General features: G+C 66.8%; 18 protein-coding genes. 13 read left to right on the top strand and 5 right to left on the bottom strand.

Going from position 1 to position 20845, the window contains the following annotated elements; genetic code table 11:
* The first annotated feature begins 65 nt into the window (after positions 1–65).
* From fdhF to NPA30_RS14250, 8 genes are all read left to right on the top strand, one after another.
* Positions 66–2912, top strand: coding sequence for a formate dehydrogenase subunit alpha (gene fdhF / locus NPA30_RS14285; protein ID WP_256803411.1), 2847 nt, complete (start codon positions 66–68; stop codon positions 2910–2912).
* A 67-nt stretch (positions 2913–2979) separates the two neighbouring features.
* Positions 2980–3825: a formate dehydrogenase accessory sulfurtransferase FdhD gene (gene fdhD, locus NPA30_RS14280; protein WP_256803410.1), complete on the top strand. Its 846-nt coding sequence runs from the start codon at positions 2980–2982 to the stop codon at positions 3823–3825.
* Entirely contained in the window at positions 3815–4078 is a 264-nt protein-coding gene (locus tag NPA30_RS14275; RefSeq protein WP_256803409.1) for a formate dehydrogenase subunit delta, read from the top strand. The genes fdhD and NPA30_RS14275 overlap by 11 nt, the downstream gene beginning before the upstream one ends.
* A gap of 157 nt (positions 4079–4235) precedes the next feature.
* Positions 4236–5057, top strand: a complete 822-nt coding sequence (locus tag NPA30_RS14270; RefSeq protein WP_256803408.1) for a hypothetical protein — start codon at positions 4236–4238, stop codon at positions 5055–5057.
* On the top strand, positions 5054–5425 hold the full coding sequence (locus NPA30_RS14265; RefSeq protein WP_256803407.1) for a DUF2019 domain-containing protein: 372 nt from the start codon (positions 5054–5056) through the stop codon (positions 5423–5425). The genes NPA30_RS14270 and NPA30_RS14265 overlap by 4 nt, the downstream gene beginning before the upstream one ends.
* A gap of 50 nt (positions 5426–5475) precedes the next feature.
* Positions 5476–5847 carry a DUF2019 domain-containing protein gene (locus NPA30_RS14260; protein ID WP_256803406.1) on the top strand — a complete coding sequence of 124 codons (372 nt, stop codon included), beginning with the start codon at positions 5476–5478 and terminating at the stop codon, positions 5845–5847.
* A gap of 122 nt (positions 5848–5969) precedes the next feature.
* Complete coding sequence (locus NPA30_RS14255) at positions 5970–6281, top strand: DUF2019 domain-containing protein (protein WP_256803405.1); 312 nt, start codon at positions 5970–5972, stop codon at positions 6279–6281.
* 268 nt (positions 6282–6549) lie between these two features.
* Positions 6550–7473: a hypothetical protein gene (locus NPA30_RS14250; RefSeq protein WP_256803404.1), complete on the top strand. Its 924-nt coding sequence runs from the start codon at positions 6550–6552 to the stop codon at positions 7471–7473.
* 248 nt (positions 7474–7721) lie between these two features.
* Here NPA30_RS14250 and NPA30_RS14245 read toward each other — a convergent pair whose 3' ends face one another.
* The 4 genes from NPA30_RS14245 to NPA30_RS14230 all read right to left on the bottom strand — a co-directional run bounded on the left by NPA30_RS14245 (position 7722) and on the right by NPA30_RS14230 (position 13247).
* The gene (locus NPA30_RS14245) at positions 7722–8366 is read right to left on the bottom strand and encodes a hypothetical protein (protein WP_256803403.1); all 645 of its coding nucleotides are present in this window, start codon (positions 8364–8366) and stop codon (positions 7722–7724) included.
* Positions 8367–8519: 153 nt separating this feature from the next.
* Positions 8520–9674, bottom strand: a complete 1155-nt coding sequence (locus NPA30_RS14240; protein WP_256803402.1) for an osmoprotectant NAGGN system M42 family peptidase — start codon at positions 9672–9674, stop codon at positions 8520–8522.
* Positions 9674–11473: an N-acetylglutaminylglutamine synthetase gene (gene ngg, locus NPA30_RS14235; protein WP_372338810.1), complete on the bottom strand. Its 1800-nt coding sequence runs from the start codon at positions 11471–11473 to the stop codon at positions 9674–9676. Before ngg ends, NPA30_RS14240 begins: the two co-directional genes overlap by 1 nt.
* Before the next feature lies 1 nt (position 11474).
* On the bottom strand, positions 11475–13247 hold the full coding sequence (locus NPA30_RS14230; protein ID WP_256803401.1) for an N-acetylglutaminylglutamine amidotransferase: 1773 nt from the start codon (positions 13245–13247) through the stop codon (positions 11475–11477).
* Positions 13248–13507: 260 nt separating this feature from the next.
* Here NPA30_RS14230 and NPA30_RS14225 point away from each other — a divergent pair, with 260 nt between their 5' ends.
* The 3 genes from NPA30_RS14225 (at position 13508) to NPA30_RS14215 (ending at position 15169) form a co-directional block, all read left to right on the top strand.
* Positions 13508–14035: a MaoC family dehydratase gene (locus NPA30_RS14225; RefSeq protein WP_256803400.1), complete on the top strand. Its 528-nt coding sequence runs from the start codon at positions 13508–13510 to the stop codon at positions 14033–14035.
* A gap of 49 nt (positions 14036–14084) precedes the next feature.
* Positions 14085–14792, top strand: coding sequence for a phosphoglycolate phosphatase (gph, locus tag NPA30_RS14220; RefSeq protein ID WP_256803399.1), 708 nt, complete (start codon positions 14085–14087; stop codon positions 14790–14792).
* A 119-nt stretch (positions 14793–14911) separates the two neighbouring features.
* On the top strand, positions 14912–15169 hold the full coding sequence (locus NPA30_RS14215; RefSeq protein WP_256803396.1) for a hypothetical protein: 258 nt from the start codon (positions 14912–14914) through the stop codon (positions 15167–15169).
* 171 nt (positions 15170–15340) lie between these two features.
* Here the strand turns inward: NPA30_RS14215 and NPA30_RS14210 are convergent, their stop codons facing one another.
* On the bottom strand, positions 15341–16126 hold the full coding sequence (locus tag NPA30_RS14210) for an EAL domain-containing protein (protein ID WP_256803395.1): 786 nt from the start codon (positions 16124–16126) through the stop codon (positions 15341–15343).
* A 382-nt stretch (positions 16127–16508) separates the two neighbouring features.
* Between NPA30_RS14210 and NPA30_RS14205 the strand changes: the two genes are divergently transcribed.
* Both NPA30_RS14205 and NPA30_RS14200 read left to right on the top strand, forming a co-directional pair.
* Positions 16509–16733, top strand: coding sequence for a hypothetical protein (locus NPA30_RS14205; protein ID WP_256803394.1), 225 nt, complete (start codon positions 16509–16511; stop codon positions 16731–16733).
* Between the two features lie 179 nt (positions 16734–16912).
* Positions 16913–20782: a PAS domain S-box protein gene (locus tag NPA30_RS14200; protein ID WP_256803393.1), complete on the top strand. Its 3870-nt coding sequence runs from the start codon at positions 16913–16915 to the stop codon at positions 20780–20782.
* The last annotated feature ends 63 nt before the right edge of the window (positions 20783–20845 follow it).

Raw genomic sequence — 20845 nt, 5'->3', positions numbered from 1 at the left:
CCGCGGCGTCAACAAGAAGCATGTCTGCTGCGCCTCTGTGGCGGCGGCATAGGGAGGACCGACCCATGAGCCTCATCGAAGAAATCGACTACGGCACCCCGAAGCCGAAGACCGAGACGACCGTCACGCTCAGCGTCGACGGGCGCGACGTCACCGTGCCGGAGGGCGCCTCGATCATGCGGGCGGCGATGGAGGCGGGCATCGAGGTGCCGAAGCTCTGCGCCACCGACATGCTGAACGCCTTCGGCTCCTGCCGGCTCTGCGTCGTCGAGGTCGAGGGCCGCAACGGCACCCCGGCCTCCTGCACGACGCCGGTCGCGCCGGGGATGAAGGTGTCGACCCAGACCGAGCGGCTGAAGCGCATCCGCAAGGGGGTGATGGAGCTCTACATCTCCGACCACCCGCTCGACTGCCTGACCTGTGCGGCAAACGGCGACTGCGAGCTGCAGGACATGGCCGGCGCGGTCGGCCTGCGCGACGTGCGCTACGGCTATGATGGCGCCAACCATCTCGGCCAGGACAAGGACCAGTCGAACCCGTACTTCCAGTTCGACCCGTCGAAGTGCATCGTCTGCTCGCGCTGCGTGCGGGCCTGCGAGGAGGTGCAGGGCACCTTCGCGCTGACCGTGGACGGCCGCGGCTTCGATTCGATGATCTCGGCCGGCTTCGGCTCGGACAACTTCCTCTCCTCCGAGTGCGTCTCCTGCGGCGCCTGCGTGCAGGCCTGCCCGACGGCGACGCTGGAGGAGAAGTCGGTGATCGAGATCGGCACGCCCGAGCACTCGGTCGTCACCACCTGCGCCTATTGCGGCGTCGGCTGCTCCTTCAAGGCGGAGATGCGCGGCGAGGAGATCGTGCGCATGGTGCCCTACAAGGACGGCAAGGCCAATCGCGGCCACTCCTGCGTCAAGGGTCGTTTCGCCATCGGCTATGCCACCCATGCCGAGCGCATCCTCAACCCGATGATCCGCGACACGATCCACGAGCCGTGGCGGGAGGTCTCCTGGGACGAGGCGATCGGCTTTGCCGCCGACAAGCTGAAGGGCATCCAGGCGAAGTACGGCCGCAGCGCAGTCGGCGCGATCTCCTCCTCGCGCTGCACCAACGAGGAGGTCTACCTCGTCCAGAAGATGGTCCGCGCCGGCTTCGGCAACAACAACATCGACACCTGCGCCCGCGTCTGCCACTCGCCGACCGGCTACGGCCTGAAGACCACCTTCGGCACGTCGGCCGGCACGCAGGACTTCGACTCCGTCGAGGCCTCGGACGTCATCCTGATCATCGGCGCCAACCCGACCGACGGCCATCCGGTCTTCGGCTCGCGCATGAAGAAGCGGCTGCGCGAGGGCGCGCGGCTGATCGTCATCGACCCGCGCCGCACCGACATCGTCCGCTCGCCGCACGTTTCGGCCGATTTCCACCTGCCGCTGAAGCCCGGCACCAACGTCGCGATGCTGACCGCGCTGGCGCACACCATCGTCATCGAGGGCCTCGTCGACGAGGCCTTCGTGCGCGAACGCTGCGACTGGGACGACTTCCAGGACTGGGCCGAGTTCGTGGCCCGGCCCGAGCATTCGCCGGAGGCCGTCGAGGCGGTCACGGGCGTCAAGGCTGCCGACATCCGCGGCGCCGCGCGGCTCTACGCCACCGGCGGCAACGGCGCGATCTATTACGGCCTCGGCGTCACCGAGCACAGCCAGGGCTCTACGGCGGTGATGGGCATCGCCAACCTGGCGATGGCGACCGGCAACATCGGCCGTCCCGGCGTCGGCGTGAACCCTCTGCGCGGCCAGAACAACGTGCAGGGCTCCTGCGACATGGGCTCGTTCCCGCACGAGCTGCCGGGCTATCGCCACGTCGCCACCGACGCGGTGCGCGAGAGCTTCGAGAGCCTGTGGGGCGTCGAGCTCGACAAGGAGCCGGGCCTGCGCATCCCGAACATGTTCGACGCCGCGGTCGAGGGGACCTTCAAGGGCCTCTACGTCCAAGGCGAGGACATCCTGCAGTCCGATCCCGACACCCGCCACGTCTCGGCCGGTCTCGAGGCGATGGAGTGCCTGATCGTCCACGACCTGTTCCTGAACGAGACGGCGAACTACGCCCATGTCTTCCTCCCGGGCTCGACCTTCCTCGAGAAGGACGGGACCTTCACCAATGCCGAGCGGCGCATCAACCGCGTGCGCAAGGTGATGCGGCCGAAGAACGGCTACGCCGACTGGGAGATCACCCAGCTCCTCGCCCGGGGGATGGGCATGGACATGAACTACGCTCATCCCTCGGAGATCATGGGCGAGATCGCGGCGACGACGCCGTCCTTCGCCAACGTCTCCTACGACCTCCTGGAAGAGAAGGGCTCGGTGCAGTGGCCCTGCAACGACGCGCATCCCGAGGGCTCCCCGATCATGCATGTCGAGGAGTTCATGCGCGGCAAGGGCAAGTTCGTCATCACCGAATACGTGGCGACGGACGAGCGCACCGGCCCGCGCTTCCCGCTGCTCCTCACCACCGGCCGGATCCTGTCGCAGTACAATGTCGGGGCGCAGACGCGGCGCACGGCGAACGTCGTGTGGCATGACGAGGACGTCCTGGAGATCCACCCGCACGACGCCGAACAGCGCGGCGTGCGCGAGCGCGACTGGGTGAAGCTCGAAAGCCGCGCCGGGTCGATCTCGCTGCGGGCCAAGATCACCGATCGCGTCGCGCCGGGCGTCGTCTACACGACCTTCCACCATCCGATGACCAACGCCAACGTCGTCACCACCGATTTTTCCGACTGGGCGACCAACTGCCCGGAATACAAGGTGACGGCGGTGCAGATCTCGCCCTCCAACGGTCCGACGGACTGGCAGGAGGAGTATCGCGAGTTCTCGGACGAGAGCCGGCGGATCGTTCCGGCCGAAGCGGCGGAGTAGGCGGGTCGACGGTGCCAAGGCTGGTTTGCCTGCAGCAGGACACGACGCGGTTCGCCGGAGCTCTCGCATGACCGACGTCGCGGTTGGCACCACGAGCCTCGCCTTTTCGGGCGGGGCGTTCGTGCGTCGGGAGCGCGCGATCCCGGCCGAAACCGCGGTGGCGATCTCCGTCAACGGATCCTCGCATGCCGTGATGATGGCAACGCCCGAGCATTTGGGCGAACTCGCCCTTGGCCTCGCCCTCAACGAGCGCATCGTCGAGCGTCCGGGCGAGATCGAGCGGCTGGAGATCGAGGCGGGCGAGGCCGGCATCGACTGCCGCCTGTGGCTGAACGAGGCGCGCTCGGCCTCCTACGTCGCGCGGCGGCGGCAGATGACCGGGCCGGTGGGCTGCGGCCTCTGCGGGGTCGAGTCGCTCGAACTCGCCCAGCGCCCGCTGCCGCGTGTCGATGACGGGCTGGTGGTGACGCCGGCGGACCTGACGGCGGCAATGGCGGCGATGGCGCGGGCGCAGGGCCTCGGCCAGCGCACGCGTGCCGTTCATGCCGCGGCCTTCCATACGGCAGGGCAGGGGCTCGTCGTGACGCGCGAGGACGTCGGCCGCCACAACGCGCTGGACAAGGTGGCCGGGCATCTCGCGGCCGGCGGCATCGACGGCGCGTCGGGCTTCGTCACCATCACCAGCCGCGTCTCGGTCGAGCTGATCCAGAAGGCGGCCTTCATGGGCGTGCCGCTGATCGCCGCCGTGTCGGTGCCGACCGCGCTCGCCGTCGCCGAGGCCGAGCGCGCCAACGTCAGCCTCGTCGCCGTCCTGCGCGGCGAGGAGTTCGAGATTTTCACCGGTTACGGGCGGATTGCCGGGGCGGCGGACGCGCTCGTGCACCGCGCGGAGGAGAACAGCGATGCAGCATGACAAGCTGATCACGATGGCCAACCAGATCGCGACCTTCTTTCAGTCGCAGCCGAAGGCCGAGCAGGTGGCGGGCGTCGCCGACCACATCAACAGCTTCTGGGAGCCGCGCATGCGCGGTCAGCTGTTCAAGCGGCTCGATGCCGGCGAGACCGACGGCATCCACCCGCTGGTGGTCGAGGCTGGAGCGAAGATCCACCGCCCGGCGGCGGGCACGCCGGTCGGCACCGATCCCGGCATTCCCGCCGACGCCTGAGCGGCGCCTCGCTGCCGGACTGCCCGGCCACGAGCTCCCGCAGCTGTTCGAGCGGCTCGCTCGCGCAGCCAGTCCTCCTGATCTGATCCTGGACCTCAACTGATCCCCGCCGTCTGAGCCGCCCGTACCCTCACGGTCGTGGTTCGGGGGGATGCGCATGGCGGGACAGCGGCAGGCGGAGGTCGAGATCTCGGCGCGCGCCGCCCGGCATGGGCTGGCAGCGCTGCGCGTACGGATCACGGCCGTCCGTCTCGGCCTGGCGCTGTGGCGGGTCGGCGCCGTCAAGGCGAACTTCGATCCGAACCAGCCGCGCCATCCAAAGGGCAGCGGCGACGTCTCCGGCCGCTGGCGGGAGGCGGTCCTCGAGGTCGACATTCCCGGCCCGGAGGACGGCGCTCCGAAAACCCCGCCGAAGCAGCGGCGCCTGAACCTGCCGCGGCCCGGCCCGGGGCACAATGGCGGGCCGCCCCTCGACGAGCCGCCGCCGGAAATTCCGACCGAGCGTCCGATCCGGGAGAAGCTGCGCATCGCCGTTGTCCGCGGCATGATCCGCTTTGCAACCAAGGCCATCCTGCGCGGCGCGGCGGGACCGCTCGGCGCGGCGCTGACGACTGCGGAGGCCGTCCACTGGCTCTACCACTACTATCCGCTCATCGAGAGCTACTTCGATCCGCCGAAGACCCTGGCCGAGCTGCAAGAGGCCGCGGCGCAGGGCAAGGCCGAAGGCCACGACATCCACCATATCGCCGAGAAGGCACCGGCAGAAGCCGATGGAAGCCCGATGTCGATGATGGAGGGCCCGGAAAACCTCGCGCGGATCCCGCGCGCAAAGCATTGGGAGCTGAACTCGTGGTATGAGACTCCAAGTGATGCCTACGGCGGGATGTCTCCTAGGCGCTATCTCCTCGGAAAATCATGGGATGAGCGAACGAAGATCGGTCTGATAGGACTCCTTGATATGGGAATACTAAAGCCATGACGACCCAGCCGCTCATATCTTTGACTTTACAGGAGCTGGTCGCCGAGTTCGTCGAGGTGAGCTTGCAGCAAGAGCGAGCAGAACGTCTTCTTGAGCAGTCGAAAATCAACAGAGCCGTCCGACGACGCTTTGAAATTCGCGATGAGCTTAAATGCCGCGATGGTGATCAGCGGCGCATGCTGCGCGATCTTTATGATCACCCAAGCAGCCAGGTCCAACTGAACGCTGCAAGTTCTACCCTCTTTCATTTTCCTGAAGAGGCGCGGCAGAAAATCGAATATCTCTCCCGGTGGGAAGTTGGTCTTGTCGCGCTTGAAGCGCGCACGCTTTTGAGCGCGCTCGATAAACGCGGCTGGGTGCCGACCTAGTGGCTGTAGCACACCAGCACAAATCACGCCTCGGCGGAGGAGAGATTGAGATGGCGCCGATCGATCTCGAAGCTGTCTCCGACGACGATCTCGTCGCCCGCTTCCTCGAACTCGGCCTTGCCCCGGACAAAGCCGATCACGAGATGAGAAATCGTAAGGCCAATCGGGCGATCCTCGCCCGCTTCGATGTCGAAGCGGAGCTGAAGCGCCGCCCCGGGGACCTGCGACGCCTCCTGCGACAGTTCTACAATTACCCCAATGTGCAGGTACAGCTGAACGCCGCCACGGCGACGCTTGCACTGTTTCCAGAGGATGCCCGCCGCAAGATCGAGGAGATCGCCAGTTGGCGGCTGCCAAGTACGGGACTTGAGGCCGGAATGCGGCTCCGCGCTCTCGACAAGAAGATCTTCGTCCCAACTTGATCAACGCTAAGGCTTGAATGGGCGAGTCTGTCGAAGCTGCACCCATCACGACGTTGTAGACGCATCTGATGGGAGCGCCTTCCTGTAGCTGCACGCTTAGAGGTCGGATAGGTAGACCAATCATGCTCGCGAGCCGCGGGAGATCTGGAACGATGAAAGTCCCGAGCCTGACCAATCTGAGCGTCGAGGAGATCCTCGCGATCTATGTGGATGCCGGCGTAAAGCGACACGACGCCATCATGGTCGACAAGATAGGCACCTTCAACAGGCTCTGCGATATCCTGATCGCGGTCGAAGCCGAGTTGAAGGGAAGACCTGGCGACCAGCGCACGGCATTTCTGACGCTGTTCGATCATTCCAACTGGCAGGTGAAGCTGAACGCCGCGCGAGCCGCCGCTGCTGTTGCGCCGGACCATGCCCGGCAGATGCTGTAGGAAATCAGAGCCTCGCAATTGCAGCCTCAGGCGGCCGACGCGGGCATGTTCATCCGGGCGATGGAGGACGGCATCCTTACGCCGACATGATCCCGATGCGTTGTACCAAAAATGTCCGTCGAGGCTGGATAGAGAGCATCCGCAGTTCGACGAACTCCGACACCGGGGAGCGGTCGACGAAGCGGGACATGGCGGTGCTCCGAGTCGCAGATGGACCAGATCGTGGCTGGCGGCCATTCGAGAGATATGTCTCTCTGTCGGGATGAGCATGATCGGGATCACCTCCACAGACGATCCGAGGGCACCGCAGGGAGACCTGCGACTGAAGATCGAGTTCGATCCGGCATCCGGATCGCCGGCCCGCATCTTTGAGATCGCGTCCGATCTGATCCGCTCCTTCGAGGAGATCGACCGGGCTCTTCTCGAGTCGGTGACTAGTCGGATCGATACGACGTTCGTGCTGGAAGACGTCCAGCGCTCCAGCCTTCTGGTCGTCCTCAGGAACATACTGAAGCAAGTGGACGACGACGCTCTTAAGGACCTCGACTGGAAGAAGCAGGTCGGAAAATACCTCGTCGAAGGGAAGTACCTTGCGATCCGTTGGCTCGACCGCAGGATCGACGATGGACAGAACGCGGGCCTACCGGACCTGACGGATGAGCTCCGGCAGCTCGCGGTCAAGACCGACGTCCTGCATTTCCCGGACTATCCCTTAGTCAAGGCATCTAGGCTGGCGCAGGCGCTGGACGAAGTCCAGCGGGCGAAGGCGAAGCTTGGCTTCGGCGAGGGTCTGGTGATCGATCTCGGGAAGGGCGAGTACCGCGTCAATGTCCGGGAGACTTGGCTTCCGTCGGACCACATGCCGCCCGAAGCGCAACAGGATCTCGCGAACGAGCTAGACGTCGTCTACATCGTTCGACGTCCGGACTTCCTCGGCAATGCCCAATGGGCATTCAAGCATGGTCGCCAGTCGATATCAGCGCCGATCCACGACGAGGAATGGCTAGAGCGGTTCCGGACGCATGAAGAGACCATCCGTCCTGGCGACGCGCTGCGTGTGCGCGCCCGCTACGAAACAACCTACGACGAGATCGGCGCTATGGTCGATCAGAAGGTCGAGATCGTGAAGGTATATGGCGTCATCCGCTCGCCAACACCATCGGCGCGAGGTCTATTCGACGACGAAGACTGATCTGGTCCGTCCATAACCTCAAGCCAACCGCCGGACAGGCGAGCTGAAGTGCAACCACCCGGAGGAATGTCGCCTAATAAATTTCGACTCAGACCGCTCTTGCGGCATTCGCCAAATACGGGATTAGAAGCCGGGATGCTGATCTGGACGCTCGACAAGAAGATCTTCGTGCCGAGGTGACGCCATGCTGCAGGGCGTCCGCCGGCCAGCCGTTCACATCTGCGCTCGTCTGGACTGTCTGCCGAGCCTCAGAGCGGGTTGACGTGGCGCAGCACCCGGTGGAAGCCGCCGACGACGGTGTCCAGCGCGGCGGAAGCCAGACCCTCGTCCTCCTCCGCGCTCGCCTGTCGACGCAGCTCCGTAGCCCTCGCGGCGGCCGTCGCCGCGGGGTCGTCGACGTCCGGCCCGTCCGCCTCGAAGGGCGCAACGAGCGTCACAGGGGTCGCGGGCATGCCAGGCCGGTCGCTCGGCGCGACGCTGCGGGCCAGCAGCGGGTCGTGCGACTCGCAGGCGGTGCCGCAGTCGGTGAAGAGAATGACGCCCTCGGCCGCTGCCGTGGCTTCGGCGGTGCCAAGCGCGGCGCCCCGGGGCGTCGGCAACGAGTCCGCCGCGCGGCGGGGCAAGGCCGTGGGGGCCGGCGTCGCAGAGTCCGTGTCGACCGGTGCGGCGGCACTCGGCCCGAGGAGGCGCGGCGCCTTCGGCGTCGCCACCAGGGTCGCGGCCGCCTCAGCCTGTGGCGCCTGTCCAACCCCGCCGAGCCAGGCATAGAGCCCGGCGCCGTTGCCCACGAGATGCAGCGCCAGCGCCACCAGTCCCGAAATCACGAGCTGTTCGGTCAGGCGCCCGCCGAGCGAGCCGAGACGTCTCCAGAGTGCACCGACCATGCCGAACATCGCGAATCCCCTTGCGACCCATGTGAGGATTTCCGATCACAAGCGGGCGGAATTCGGACCGGTCGATGACGATTTGTGTCCGGTGCGCATGGCGCAGCCATCGCGACGACGCCGAAACTCCCCAGCGGGCAGCGCGTCACGCCCCCGTGCGTCCTATTCCGCCGGATCGCTCTCCTCGTCGAGCTCCTGTTCGGCCTCGACTGTCGGCTGGCGGGTGAAGCCTTTCAGGCCTGCATGCAGCTTGCGGTCGCGCTCGATCTCCACCGGCGAGGTGACATAGGCGGTGACGAGTTCGGCGAGCGAGCGCAGGGCGTGCATGTGGATGCGCTCGTAGCCGTGCGATGCATCGACGCCGAAGGTGATGAGGGCGGTGCGCACGTCGTGACCGGCCTCGATCGCGGAGGCTGAATCCGATCGGTAATAGCGGAAGACGTCCTTCTGGTAACGGATGTCCTCCTCGCGGCACAGCTTCACCAGCTTCTTCGTCAGGTGGTAGTCGAACGGGCCGGTCTGGTCGGCCATGGCGATCGTCACACCGAACTCGGACGAGTTCTGCCCGGGCGCCGAGGTGCCGTTGTCGACGGCGACCATCGAGGCGACGTTCGGCTCGATGATCGAGGCGGCGCCGACGCCGACCTCCTCGGCGATCGAGAACAGCCAGTGCGTGTCGACCGGGGTCACCGCCTTCTCGCGCTCCAGCGCCTCGACCGCGGCAAGCATCACCGCGACACCCGCCTTGTTGTCGAGATGACGCGAGACGATGAAGCCGTTGTCGAGGAAGTCCGGCTGCGGATCGACCGCGACGATGTCGCCGACCTCGATGCCGAGCCGCTCGGTCTCCGCGCGGCTGCGGGCGAGGGCGTCGATCCGCAGCTCCACATAGTCCCAGCCGATCGGCAGTTCGTCGACCTCCACGTTGTAGGTGTGGCCCGACGCCTTCAGCGGCAGGATGGTGCCGTGATAGGTGCCGGTCTCGGCGAAGAGGGTCACGCGCGCACCCTCGGCGAAGCGCGCCGACCAGGTGCCGATCGGCACCAGCTCCAGCCGCCCGTTCTCCTTGATGCGCTTCACCTGGGCGCCGAGCGTGTCGACATGGCCGACGATGGCGCGGGCGGCGGCGCGCCGCGAGCCTTGGCGCACGCCGATGATGGCGCCGCGGCGCGTCAGTTCGACATGCAGACCGAGGCGCTCGAGCTCGTGCGTGACGTAACGCACGACCGTGTCGGTGTAGCCGGTCGGGCTCGGGATCTTCAGAAGGGCTTTCAGCTGGTCGGCGAGGTAATGCGGGTCGATCTGGAGCCGCGGCATCACGGATCTTTCGGTTTCTGCTGTCGGGCTGCGCGCGAGGAATACGGCATCGACAGCGGAAAGAGAAGATCGACGAAGCGCTCGGCGGTCGGCTGCGGCTCATGATTGGCGAGCCCCGGCCGCTCGTTCGCCTCGATGAAGACGTAGTCCGGCTCGTGCGGCGTCTTCACCATGAAGTCGATGCCGCAGACCGGAATGTCGATCGCACGTGTCGCGGCGACCGCCGCCTCGATCAGCCGCGGGTGCACCTGCCCGGTAACGTCGTGGATGGTGCCGCCGGTGTGGAGGTTGGCGGTCTTGCGGACCGTCACCCCCTCGCCCTCCGGCAGGACGTCGTCCAAGTCATACCCCGCCTGCCGCACGCAGCGCTCGGTCTCGCCGTCGAGCGGCACGCTGCTTTCGCCGCCGGTGGCGGCCGCACGTCGGCGTGACAGGCGTTCGATCAGCTCGCGGATCGTCGTGTGCCCGTCGCCGGTGACGATCGGCGGGCGCCGGATCGCGGCGGCGACGAGTCGATAGTCGATCATCACGAGGCGCAAGTCCTCGCCCTCGAAGCAGGATTCGAGCAGCACGCGGTCGGACTGGACGCGGGCGACCTCGATCGCCCGCTCGGCGTCCTCGACCGTATCGATACCGACCGCGATGCCGCGGCCCTGCTCGCCGCGCGCGGGCTTCACCACGATCGAGCCGTGCTTCTCGACGAAGGTCTCAAGCGCCGCCCGGTCGTCGTCCGCAACGATCTGCTCCGGCACCCGCACGCCGGCGTGCTCCACCACGCGCCGCGTCACCGCCTTGTCGTCGCAGATCGACATCGCGACGGCCGAGGTCAGCTCGGACAGGCTCTCGCGGCAGTGGATGGAGCGGCCGCCATGCGTCAGGCGGAAGAACCCGCCTGCGGCATCCGTCACCTCCACCTGGATGCCTCGCCGCAACGCCTCGTCGACGATGATCCGGGCATAGGGATTGAGACCGGCGAAGGCATCCGCGCTGCCGGTGAAGAACTTCTCGTTGATCGGGTTCTTGCACTTGATGGCGAAGATCGGGACCCGCTCGAAGCCGAGCTTCTCGTAGAGGGCGATCGCCGAGGCGTTGTCGTGCATCACCGAGAGGTCCATGAAGGCCCGTCCGCGGGCCTGGAAGTGCTCGGCAAGGCGGCGCACCAGCGTCTCGCCGATGCCGGGATGGGTCGCCTGGGGATCGACCGCGAGGCACCAGAGCGAGGAGCCGTTGTCGGGATCGCCGAAGGCGCGCGGGCCGTCGATGCCCGTCACCGTGCCGATGATCGCGCCCGTCGCCTCGTCCTCGGCGACGAGGTAGGTGAGCGCGCGGCTGTCGCGGTGGGACCAGAAGAACACCGGGTCGACCGTGACCATGCCGCGGCTCTGGTAGATGCGGTTGACCGCATGCGCATCCGCCTCGCTCGCCAGGCGGCGGACATGGAACCCGGAGGCCCGCCGCCGCGACGGGCGGTAGGTCGCGAGGTTCAGGCGGTAGGTGTGCGACGGATCGAGGAACAGATCCTGCGGCGCGTGGCTCAGCACCACGTGCGGATCGGCGATGTAGAAGCCGATGTCGCGCCGGTCGGCCCCCTCCTGCATCAGCGTGTCGACCAGCACCTTGGGGTCGGCGAAGGTCTGGCCGAAGATCAGTCGGCCCCAGCCGCAATCGATCGAGGCGTCGGGGTGCATCGATCCCGCCTCGTCGGCGGGCTGAAGCGAGGGCGCCTGGAGGCCGCGCGTTCCCATCCGCCGGAGGCGGTGGCGCGCAAGCCGGCGGCTCGGCTGCCGAAGGTCGCTCATCTCAGACTCCCTGTTCCTGCAGCCACAGCTCCAGGAGGGCGACCTGCCACAGCTCGGAACCGCGCAGCGGCGTGATGTGGTCGGCGGGATTGGCAAACAGCGTGTCGAGATAGGACTGCCTGAACAGCCCGCGCTCGCGGGCCGCCTGCGAGGACAAGGCGTCCCGCACCATGTCGAGATACGGCCCGGAGATGTATTTGAGCTGCGGGACGGGGAAGTAGCCCTTCTTGCGGTCGATCACCTCGTGCGGGATCACCTGACGGGCGACCTCCTTCAAGACGCCCTTGCCGCCGTCCTTCAGCTTCTCGGCGGCGGGGACACGGGCGGCGAGCTCGACGAGCTCGTGATCGAGGAAGGGCACCCGGGCTTCGAGGCCCCAGGCCATGGTCATGTTGTCCACCCGCTTCACCGGATCGTCGACGAGCATCACGTTGGTGTCGATCCGCAGCGCCTTGTCGACCGGATCACCAGCGCCTGGAAGGGCGAAGTGCCGCTCGACGAAGGCGCGGCTCTCGTCGTCGGCGAGCCATCCGTCGCCCAGCTGCTCGCCGAGGGTCGAATGGCTGCGGTCGAAGAAGGCCTTCGAATAGGCGCCGACCGGGTCGTTGGCGCCGGCCATGGGCGGGTACCAGTGATAGCCGCCGAACACCTCGTCGGCACCCTGGCCGGACTGCACCACCTTGATGTGCTTTGAGACCTCGCGCGACAGGAGGTAGAAGCCGACATTGTCGTAGGAGACCATCGGCTCCGACATCGCCGCGATGGTCCCGGGCAGGTGCTCCAGCAGCTCGTTCGACGGCACGAAGATCTTGTGATGCTTGGTGCCGTAGTGCTTTGCGATGAGGTCGGAATAGACGAACTCGTCGCCCTTCTCGCCGTTGGCCTCCTCGAAGCCGATGGAGAAGGTGGTGAGGCCCGTCTGGCCGGCCTCGGCGAGCAGACCGACGATCAGCGAGGAATCGACGCCGCCCGAGAGCAGGACGCCCACCGGCACGTCCGCCACCATGCGGCGGGCGACAGCGGTCTTCAGGCTGGCGAGCACACGGTCGCGCCAGTCGTCGGCCGTCAGGCTCTCCTCGCCAGAGGCCAGACCGAAGGGCGCGCTCCAATACACCTCGTCTTCGAAGGTGCCGTCGGCTTCGATCGTCCGCACCGTCGCGGGCGGCAGCTTGCGCACGCCCTTGATGATCGTCAGCGGCGCCGGCACGACCGCGTGGAAGGTCATGTAGTGGTGCAGCGCGACACGATCGATCGAGCGGTCGACGTCGCCGGTGCGCAGAAGCGCGGGGAGCGAGGACGCAATGTAGAGCCGCTCCGGCGTCTGCGAGAGGTAGAGCGGCTTGATGCCGAAGCGGTCGCGCGCCAACGTCACCCGGCCGCTTTCGCGCTCATGGATGGCGAAGGCGAACATCCCGTGGAAGCGCTTGACGCAGTCCTTGCCCCAGGCGTGGAAGGCCTTGCCGATCACCTCGGTGTCGCCGGTGGAGAAGAAGCGGTAGCCCTTGGCCTCCAGCTCCCGGCGCAGTTCCGGATAGTTGTAGATGCAGCCGTTGAAGGCGATCGTCAGTCCGAGGTCGGCATCGACCATCGGCTGCTCGGCCTTTTCAGACAGATCGATGATCTTGAGGCGGCGGTGCCCGAAAGCGACCCGTCCGCGCATCACCACGCCGGCGCCGTCGGGCCCGCGGCGAGCGAGACAGTCGCTCATGCGTTGGATGCGCTCCGGCGATGCCATCTGGCCGTCGAAACGGATCTCACCGCAAAGTCCACACATCGGATGTCGTTCCTCTCTCTGTCGAAGGGCGCCGCGGAAGGGCGACGAAGGGGCGTGCCGGACGGGCACATCTGCCGCGATGCGAAAGTGCGGTGCGACGAAAGGGTTCCTGACAATAAAGGGTGGCAGCGGCGCAGGGGCAAGGAGGAATGGCTGGAAGCCGGGCGAGACGTGCACTAGGAAGCAGGCGTGCCGCGTTGCGCATCGGGACGTTTCCGGTGACGGGCTGTCGCGGCCTTGGACCCTGCTGGAGTGTGTCGATGCCTAGCGATCCCTCGAAGAGCCCGGTCGAGGAAGCGATCCGCCAGCGGTTGATCCCGCTCGAGCGCTACCGGGCTTACGTCGACGGCGAGGCCTTCGTGTCGAACTGGCTGAGCGTCGACCAGCCGATGATCGATCGCTTCGCCGACGCCACCCACGACCACCAGTTCATTCACGTCGATCCGGAACGGGCGCGAGCGGAGACGCCGTTTGGCGGCACCATCGCCCACGGCTTCCTGACGCTGTCGCTCCTCTCGGCGCTTGCCTTCGATGCGCTGCCAGGCGTCGAGCACACCGTCATGGGCGTCAATTACGGGTTCGAGAAGGTGCGCTTCCTGACCCCGGTGAAGACCGGCAACCGGGTGCGCGGCAGCTTTCGCCTCGTCGGCCTGACGGAGCGGGCGGTGAGCCTGCAGTCGGCGTGGGACGCAACCATCGAGATCGAGGGCGCCGCGAAGCCCGCGCTCTCGGCGCATTGGATCACTCTGGCCGTGCTGCGGCCGCCGGAGACGGACGTCGAGGCGTGAACGCCCCGCGGCGGACCGCATCGGACATGGACCTGACTGGAGACTAGCGATGACGACACCTTGGCCGCAGGCGGTGCTGTTCGATCTCGACGGCACGCTCGTCGATTCCGCGCCCGACATCCAGACGGCTCTCAACGCCACGCTCGCGAGCTATGGCGAGCCGCCCTTCGAACTGGAGCAGGTGACGGCGATGATCGGCCGCGGCGTGCCGACGCTGATCGAACGCGCCTATGCCGCGCTCGGCAAGGAGATCGACCCGGCCACCCGCGACAAGGTCGTCGAGCGGTTCGAGGCGATCTACGGCCCGCAGTCGACCCAGCGCACAGTGCTCAACGCGGGCGCGGTGGAGGGCATACTTGCCCTGCAGCAGCGAGGCTGGCGGCTCGGCGTCGTCACCAACAAGGCCGCAGCAGCGACCGAGACCGTCCTCGCCCATTTCGGGCTCGCCGATCACATGGCGATCGTCGTCGGCGGCGATGCGGGGCCGGAGAGGAAGCCCGCTCCCGGCCTGCTTCTGCTTGCGGCCGAGAAGCTCGGGCTGACCCCGTCCGACATCGTCTTCGTCGGCGACAGCGACAACGACGTCATCGCGGCGGAAGCTGCCGGCATGACCGCCATCGTCATGCGCGGCGGCTATTCCACCCGGCCCGTCGAGGACTTGGGCGCCGATCTCGTCGCCGACCGGCTCGACGCCCTGCCGTCGCTGATCGAGGGCCTGGCACGGGCGCGGCAGGACGGCCCTTCCGGAGAGGCCTGACGTCGAGGCTTCAGCGAGCGCGCCGCGATCCAGTGCCGCGGGAGTTTTATTGTCCTGCAACCTTGGAAAGGACTACGCGCCAAGGTAGAATCCTTCTGAGCTCGAAGGAGGTCACAAGCATGCTCGACGGGATCGACGTGGCGCGCAGTCGGAACGCGGCGATCTTCACCTGCGACGAAAGCTGGCGCCGCGAACTGGAGGCGCTGGTTGGCGAGAGCCTCGCCGAGGCGCGTATCCCGGCCCGCGCCAGCCGTGTGCACATCGCCGAGCTGATCGAGATGATCTGGCCCGATTTGCAGATCCTCTTCGGCCGTCGGCCCGTTGGCGCGAACGAGGCATGCGATCCCGCATCGGCCGAGCAGGTCGGCTTTCTCTAGTGAAAGAACCGCGGCCAAGTCCGTTGCAATGAGACCGTTTGGCGCTCCCGAGTTTCGCCGAACCGACCGGCGAACGCCGCGCAGGGACCCCCTGACCGCGTTGCCAGCGCCTGCCGGTGGCGGCGCGTCAGCCCGACGATGCAGGGTCGGGGCTTCGCGCGCCGTCGGCCGTCAGGCCGTGCGCGCAACGCGTTCGAGCGTTCCGGCCATTCCCGACAGATCTATCGGTGGCAAGGCCTCAAATGTGGGGCGTGCGAAGTAGTAGCCCTGAAACAGGCGAATGCCCGCGGCCTTCAACGTCAGCAGCTCGGCTTCGCTCTCGATCCCTTCCGCCAGCAGCGTGATCCCGAGCTCCCGGCCGAGATGAGCGATCGCGGCGACGATCGACTGGCGAACCCGGCTTTCGGCGATCCCCCGGATGAGGTCCATGTCGATCTTGATCAGGTCGGGCTGGAAGTTGGCCAGGAGGGACAGCCCGGCATAGCCGGCGCCGAAGTCGTCGAGTGCGGTGATGAAGCCCTGCCGTCGGTACTCGGTGATGATCCGCTGCAGGTGGCCGGTGTCCACGACCTCCTCGTTTTCGGTGAACTCGAACATGATCGAGGAGCGGGGAAACCCGGTCTTGCGGGCCGCGGCGAGCGTGGCGCGCAGGCAGGCCGCGGGCTCGTAGACCGCGTTGGGCAGAAAGTTGATCGACAGCTTGCAGGACATGTCGCGCGGGAAGAGCCGCGCTGCCAGCTCGAGCGCCTTCACCCGGCAGGCCTGGTCGAAGCGGTAGCGCTGTTCGGGCGTCACCCGCGACAGGATCGCGCCGGCGCCTTCGCCATTTCTGCCGCGGACCAGCGCTTCATACCCCCAGACCTGACCCGACTCGGCGTCCATGATCGGCTGGAACGCCATCGAGAAGTCGAAGTCGAGCGGGGCGCTCGTCTGGCATCCGGGGCAGTTCGCCGTCATTGCATGTCATCCTTACCGTTTCACGCGTAAGGTTGCATGGAATCATTGACGCCATACTAAGGCGCCGTCGGCGCACGAGCCGTCGCAAAGGCATTGCAGAGGGCCGCTCACCACGCCGGGGATGCAGCGGTCTCGACGCCGGAGCTGCGTGCTCCGCGACCATTCAGCCGCTGGAGCGGGAGGTATCACCGCACGTTGTATGCGCTTCTGCGCTTATACTAAGATCATCTACTTTCATCAGAAGTATAGGTCGAATGGATTCATTGACATAGCACACTCGCGTAATTCAGACTCGTCGTTTGAGGCTGTGCACGCGCACCGATTGCGGGCGGGCGGCCGACAACGAGGAACGGACGCCCAAGCGGCCGTCAGGACGCCACGGATGCCACAAGGTTCCCTGCGGATCGCTGCGCTGCGCGCGCTGGAAACGCAACTGCGCGACATGATCGTGCTGACCCGCAGGATGGGGCTGCCGGAGGTCGCGCGCCACCTGAAGGCGGCGCGGCATGATCTGGAGATCGAAGAGGCCAGACAGTTCAGCACTCGCCGTCCAGCAGCCACCAACGTCACGATCAACGCCGACGGCGCCACTCGACGCAGGGATTAGCCGAGCGTCGCTGATTACGCGGGCACTTCTCCTGTCCCGCACGTTGGCGCTGGCGTGTCGGCATCATCGATCGAAGATCGAACTATATGCTGCGCAGACTACTTAAGGACGAGAGACGGGTTTACGAATAACTCAAGATTGTGCCGATACGATCAGCGCTTCATTGAGGAGCACGATCCGTGTCCGTTCGACGTCCCGGCCGACCATCGCACCGCCTGCAGAGCGGGGCCCTGTCCTGGGCGCTGGGCGTGGCGACGATGGCGTGCCTTTATGTCTTCGGTGCGGTGATCGCGTATCACACCGCGGTGCTGCCTTCGCAACTGCCGCTCCTCTGGCCACCGAGCGGCCTTGCGATCGGTTGCCTCGTCCTGTTCGGGCGTGGCTACTGGCCTGGCATCGTCATCGGTTCGCTGACGGTCGGTCTGCTGTACGGACCGGTGATCCCGGAGCCCGTCGGCCGCGTGGCCGTGCCGCTGCTGGTGGCACTCGGCGCGACGGGCCACGCGATCCTCGCAGCGTCGCTGATCCGGCACATCGTGGGATGGCCGGTGCACGTGAAGACTGTCGTTCACCTGCTCGCCTTGGTGCCGATCGCGCTCTTCGCCTGCCTGTTCCAGCCGACGCTGTCGGTGACGGCGCTTCACCTCTTCGGCCTGGTGCCTCAGGGCTCGGTGTTCGGGCTGTGGGTCGACTGGTGGACCTCCGGCCTGATCGGCGTGCTGGTCTTCACCCCGATCACCCTCCTCGGTCCCTGGCGCGGCGGCAGGGTCCGCTTCCGCGGCCACCCCGTCGCAGGCTTCACGCTTCTGACGCTGCTGGCATGGACCGTACCGCTGGGCGCGACCATGTACGGCTGGAAGCTCACCAGCATTCTCTGCCACGAGCGCGCGATGACGTCCTTCGAGGCAGTCGTCGACGACAGCCGCCAGGCCCTCCTGCATCGTCTGGAATCCTACCGTCTGGCATTGGATGGCGCGGCGGGTCTGCTGGCCGGCTCCACGGCCGTCAGTGCCAAGGACTGGCGTCATCTGGTCGAGGAGATGGACATCACCAAGACGTTGCCGGGCATCAACGGGCTCGGCTTCATCCGTCCTCTCAGGACTCTGCCGGTCGACCGCTACGAAGCCGATCGCGGGGTTGAACAGCGCGGCTTTCACGTGCACCCGACCCGCACCACCGACGAGCGGTTCGTCATCGAATACATCGAGCCGCTGTTTGCCAACGAGCAGGCCCTCGGCCTCGACATCGCCTTCGAGATCAACCGGTACCTGGCCGCCGTCGAGGCGCGCGACACGGGCGAGGCGACGATCACCCGGCGCATTCTCCTGGTGCAGGATCGCACGGCGAGCCCGGGATTCCTTCTGTTGCGGCCGTTCTACAAGCCGGCGCGACGGCTGGACACGGTGCAGGCTCGTCGCGATGCCTTCATCGGCTGGGTGTACGCCCCCTTCGTCGCCTCCCGCTTCATGCGCGGCCTGACGGCCAGCCAGAACAGCACGATCGACATCTCGATCTATGACGGTGACCTCGCCGCTCCCGACAATCTCATCTTCTCCAGCCTCGCGCCCAATACCACGCATCGGCCGGCCTATTCGGCGCGACGCACGCTGCACCTCATGCGGCGGGACTGGACTGTCGAATGGCAGAGCACGCCGGGCTTCGAAGCCAGCGTCAACAGCGAGGAGCCGCTGATCATCCTCGTCGCCGGGCTCGGCCTGTCCGTGCTCTTCGGCGCCTTCATCCTGTCCTTTGCCAACCGCGAGGCAAAGATTCGGACGACGGTCGACCAGAAGACCCGGCGCATCGCCGAGCGCGAACGGGAGAATCGCTCGGTGGTGGAGACCGCGATGGTCTCGATCCTGCTCTGCGACGGGGCGGGTCGGATCCTTTCGGCGAACCGCACGAGCGTCGAGATGTTCGGCTATGCTTCCGAAGACCTGCTTCAGCTTTCGCTCGGCCACCTCTGCCCGGACGACGTCCTCGCCGAGTGCCGGCAGCAGCAACTCGGGCAGGAGGGCGGGGCGGGCGAGACCCGGCCCACCTACCTGACCATCCGCCGTCGCGACGGAAGCGACATCGACATCGACATGGCCGTCAACCGCTGGATCAGCGACGACGGCGAGGAGCGCTTCACCGTCATCGCTCGCGACGTCACGCAGGAAAAGCGCATGACGATCGCCCTCGCCAACACGGAGAAGCGCTGGAACTTCGCGCTTGAAAGCGCGCGCATGGGCGTGTTCGACGTCGACGTGCGCGAGGGTCGTTCCATCGTGTCCCCGACCTGGATGACGATGCTCGGCTTTGACGAGGATGAGCGGATCGACACCAGATCCGAGTGGGCGAAGCGCCTGCATCCGGAGGATCGAGACCGGGTGCTGGCGGCGCAGGAGGCCTGCATCGCCGGCCGGACCGAACGGTCCGACATCGCGTACCGGATCCGTCACAAGCAGGGCCACTACATCTGGCTCCGCGCTACCGCCGTCGCGCTCGAACGCGACGGCTCCGGCCGGGCCGGCCGCCTGATCGGTGCGCAGAAGGACATCACCGACCTCAAGACCGCCGAGGCCGCGCTCCGGACCAGCGAGTCCCGTCTGCAGTCGGCGATCCTGAACGCGCCGACCGGGATGGCGCTGGTGGATCTCGACGGCAAGTGGCTGACGGTCAACGACGCGCTCTGCCAGCTGATCGGCTATCCGCGCGAGCAGCTCGTGGCACGCAGTCTCGCCGAGCTGACCCATCCGGACGATGTCCGCGTCGACCGCGAGCAGCTGAAGCAGCTTCTGGCAGGTGGGATCGCGAGCTACCAAGTGGAGAAGCGCTACCTGCACAGCGACGGGCACGCGATCAGCTGCCTCCTCAGCCTCTCCCTGTCGCTCGGTCCGGACGGGCAGCCGCAGTACTACATCGCGCAGGTGCAGGACCTGACGCAGCAGAAGGAGATGGACCGGATCAAGAGCGACTTCGTCGCCACGGTGAGCCACGAGCTGCGCACGCCGCTGACCTCGATCCGGGGCTCCCTCGGCCTCGTCGTCGGCGCCGCGGCCAGCGATCTGCCGCCGAACGTCGTGCGGCTTCTGTCGATCGCGCACAAGAACTGCGAGCGCCTGATTCTCCTGATCAACGACATCCTGGATTTCGAGAAGCTCGCCCGCGGTGCGATGCCCATGAACTTCCGGCGCCACACGGTGAGCGAACTCATCGAGCACGCGCTTGAAGCGAACCAGTCCTACGCCGACCAGTTCGGCGTCAGCATCCTGTACCACCCGGGCGCTGCATCGGACTGCCTGGTGGAGGTCGATGCCGGCCGGCTGCAGCAGGTGATGGCGAACCTGTTGTCCAACGCGGCAAAATACTCGCCGGCCGGGGGCGTCGTCGAAATCCGCACCAGCCGTCAGGACGCGTGCATGCGCATCGCGATCCGCGACCATGGCAACGGCATCCCGGAGGAGTTCCGCGCCCGGATCTTCGAGCGCTTCTCGCAGGCCGATTCGTCAGCGACGCGCGAGAAGGGGGGCACCGGCCTCGGCCTGCACATCTCGAAGCAGATGATCGAGCTCATGGGCGGCAAGATCGGGTTCGATAGCAAGACGGGGGAGGGGGCGACCTTCTGGATCGAGCTGCCGGTGACCGGCAGCGACGAGGCGCGGGCCGATCCGGAGATCTGGGAGCCGGCGACCCTGCCGACGATGCTGCATGTCGAGGACGAGCAGGACCTCTCGGACATCCTGGCGGCGCAGCTGCGCGGACGGGTGCGGCTGGTCAACGCGGCGAGCTGCGCCGAGGCCCGTCTTCTGCTGCGCGAGCGCCGCTTCGACCTCCTGGTGATCGACCTGACGCTCGCTGACGGCAGCGGGCTCTCGCTTTTCGACGAACCGGGCCTGCTGTCGCCCGACATCCCCGTCGTCGTCCTGTCGGCGTCGGAGACGCGCACGTCCGATCCCCGCGTGAAACGCTGGCTGGTGAAGTCGAAGCTGTCGGAGGCCGCCATCGCCGAGCAGCTGGCCGCGCTGGTGCCGCAACTCGACGCCGGAGCGGTCGCCGCGGAATAGCGGCGGCGAAGCGGGGCAGTGATGTTTCGACGAGGAGTGGCGCAGGGGATCCGGTGGCCTGCC

The organism is Mangrovibrevibacter kandeliae (assembly GCF_024519155.1).
GTDB classification, from domain to species: Bacteria; Pseudomonadota; Alphaproteobacteria; order Rhizobiales; family Rhizobiaceae; genus Mangrovibrevibacter; species Mangrovibrevibacter kandeliae.
This window is presented reverse-complemented; position numbering and strand designations above follow the sequence as displayed.